The organism is Streptomyces sp. PA03-6a (assembly GCF_033792765.1).
Lineage (GTDB): Bacteria > Actinomycetota > Actinomycetes > Streptomycetales > Streptomycetaceae > Actinacidiphila.
Map to the genome: position 1 here is coordinate 1 of NZ_JARAVK010000500.1, position 2657 is coordinate 2657.

Consider the following 2657-nt stretch of genomic DNA (forward strand, 5'->3'; position numbering starts at 1 on the left):
GAACGACGGTCAATTCGTGCCGCCGCCCCACGCCTGGACGAACACCGTGGTGACGTTGGCGGGCGGCACGAATTGACCGTCGTTCTGGAAGTCCACCAGGCCGTGGGCCGGGGCGACACCGGGCGGGCCCTGCGGGCCCGGCGGCCCGACAGGTCCGGCGGGCCCGGCAGGTCCCTGCTGGCCGGTCTCGCCCGGAGGCCCCTGAGGTCCGGCGGGTCCGGCGGGTCCCTGCGATCCGGGAGGCCCAGGCGGGCCGGGAGGCCCTGGTGGGCCGGGTATCCCGGGGCGGCCCGGGTGACCGTGGCCAGGGCGGCTGGGGCAGTACCCGGGGAAGTAGGGGAAGAGGAAGCACGGGCCGGCGAGCCCGGCTTGAGCGTCGGGCTTCACGGCGGCGGCCTCGCGACCGTCGGCGTACGCGGCACCCGAGAGAGCACTGGACGCCAGGGCCACGCTCGCGGCCACCGTCCACATCCGCAGACCACCTCGGCGTCGCCCTCGGGCTCCATGGGGCATGGCTATTCGAGACAACACGCCACCTCCAGCAAGGGGGCCCGCAACGCGCGGCAGAGGCCGGATCACCAGGAGAGGAGAGCTGTCGGAGACAGCAGCGAGCCCACAGCAAGAATCGCCCTGCCTGTTGCGTCGTGCACATTCAGTAGCCGACCGGGTGATTTCGTCCCCGCATCGGCCCGGCACTCCTGCAAGGGCCCCGGGCGGCTGTGCTGCGCCGTGGCGCCGACGGGCGGCCGCGACCTCGGCGGCCGGGAGGAGGCCGGCGAAGAGGCCGGCCTCCTCTACGAGCGTGCTGAGCGGGGCAGATGGTGCATCGGCACTCTCAGAGCCGCTAGCTGCGAGCGCACGCGACTTCGGTCAGAGTCAGGGCGCTGTCCGAGCTGAGCGCCCATGTCGTGCCAGTCCAGATGACCCAGGGCGTCGGGACGGGGTCATCCCCGCTGGCGTCAGTGACGGCCCCACCGGTGACGGCCGCGCAGATGGCCTGCCAAGTCTCAGACCGGAATCCGACGTTCAGACCGTTGATCATTGGCCCGTTGCACAACGAACTGGCTGCGGTAGTGGTGGTGCTCGCACAAGTAAGCGTCGCGCCGTGCACGATCTGGGTCGAGAGGAACTGACCGAAGACCGGTTCCGATCCCGGCGGCCCCGCCGGTCCGGTGTCGCCCTTCGGCCCTTGCGGCCCAGCGGGACCCACCGGCCCTTGCTGGCCGGGATCGCCCTTCGGCCCCTGCGGCCCGGCCGGCCCCTGCGGCCCGGCCGGCCCCTGCGGCCCGGCGGGGCCCTGCGGCCCGGGAGGTCCAGGCGGACCGGGGCGACCAGGGCGGCCGTGGTGGCCGGAGCAGTACCCGGGAAGCCCCGGGATGAAGAAGCACGGGTCGGCAGAACTGTTCTGAGCGCCGGGTTTCGCGACGTCAGCGTGGCCACCGTCCGCATACGCCGCACCCGTCACTGCGCAGGACGCCAGGGCCACGCTCGCGGCCACCGTCCACGCCCGCATACGGCCTTGGCGCCGCCGTGTAGACGCCTGAGGCTCGGCTATTCGGGACAACACGTCACCTCCAGGGAGGGGTTCGCGACCGCGGCCGACCCCGTTTCCGGGGAGCTGCGCTGTCATGGGCAGCAGCGAACCCAACGCAAGAATCGCCCAGCGTGCCGACCCGGGCACCCTCGGTAGCCGAATGGGTGATGCCCGGTCCTCACGGCAGCGAGCGGCTGGTCCTCGGTGAGGGTCATGCGGGCCGCGACCGCCGGCCATGGCACAGCGGGCACGGTCCAGGCGCAGACCGCGGGCACCCTCGCCCCGCTGGCGGGCGACCGGTACTGGCGCGGTTACCGCGACGGCCGGGACGACGGACGGTACGACGCCCGCTCACGCCCGCGCTGCCGGAACCAGCGGGACTCCTACCGCCCCCAGAGCTGGAACTCCGAATACCGCCGCGGCTACCGCTCCGGCTGGAACTCCTCCTGCTGTGCGCGGTCCATAATGGCCCCCTCAGGACCTGGGCGCGGGGGGACGAGAGTTGACCACCGGGGACGACGACCGGGTCCTCACCGGGAGCTGGGTCTTCGAGACCAACCTGCGGCCCCTGTGCGAGTCGGTGGCGCACTTCACGGGGTACGGGTTCGACGACCGGGACTGGCAGGCGATCGACGCGGCCCTCCCGGCGACGGACGTCGAACGGCACGACGGCTGGTACGCGTACCCGCTGTCGGGCCGTGTGCCGCTGACGCTGCTCGTCGCGGGCGACCCCGGTTCCTCCGTGGTGTTCGTGCGGTTCGCGGGAGAGCCCGGCGAAGGGGAGAGGGCCCGGATCGAGGCGGCGCTCCACATCTTCGCGACCTGGGCCGTGCGGTGACGGCCGCTACTGGCACACGCGCTTGAAGTCGTCCGCCCCCACCCGTGCGCGGAAGCGCACCTCGTGGCCCGCGGAGTCGGTGAAGACCGCCGACGTCGGTGACAACAGCGTCATCGTGCCCCGCTGCGTGGGGTTGTCCCAGTCCGGCGGGGGGTTGAAGGCGCCGCCGGAGAGCGGGGTCTCCGCCTCGAAGTACGTCGAGCCGATCCGGGCCTCGTCGATCCCGCAGTGGGTGTACAGCTCGTAGGGGATGGAGGTCGGGGCCGGGGCGGTCGGGAACCGGAC

Annotated in this window: 2 protein-coding genes; one reads left to right on the forward strand and one right to left on the reverse strand. The window is 72.8% G+C overall.

Annotated elements, in window-relative coordinates; genetic code table 11:
• Positions 1 to 2036: 2036 nt before the first annotated feature.
• Complete coding sequence (locus PV350_RS46030) at positions 2037 to 2372, forward strand: hypothetical protein (protein ID WP_499515106.1); 336 nt, start codon at positions 2037 to 2039, stop codon at positions 2370 to 2372.
• A 6-nt stretch (positions 2373 to 2378) separates the two neighbouring features.
• Here PV350_RS46030 and PV350_RS46035 read toward each other — a convergent pair.
• The coding region (locus PV350_RS46035) for a hypothetical protein (protein WP_500339239.1) at positions 2379 to 2657 on the reverse strand (279 nt) is incomplete at its 5' end.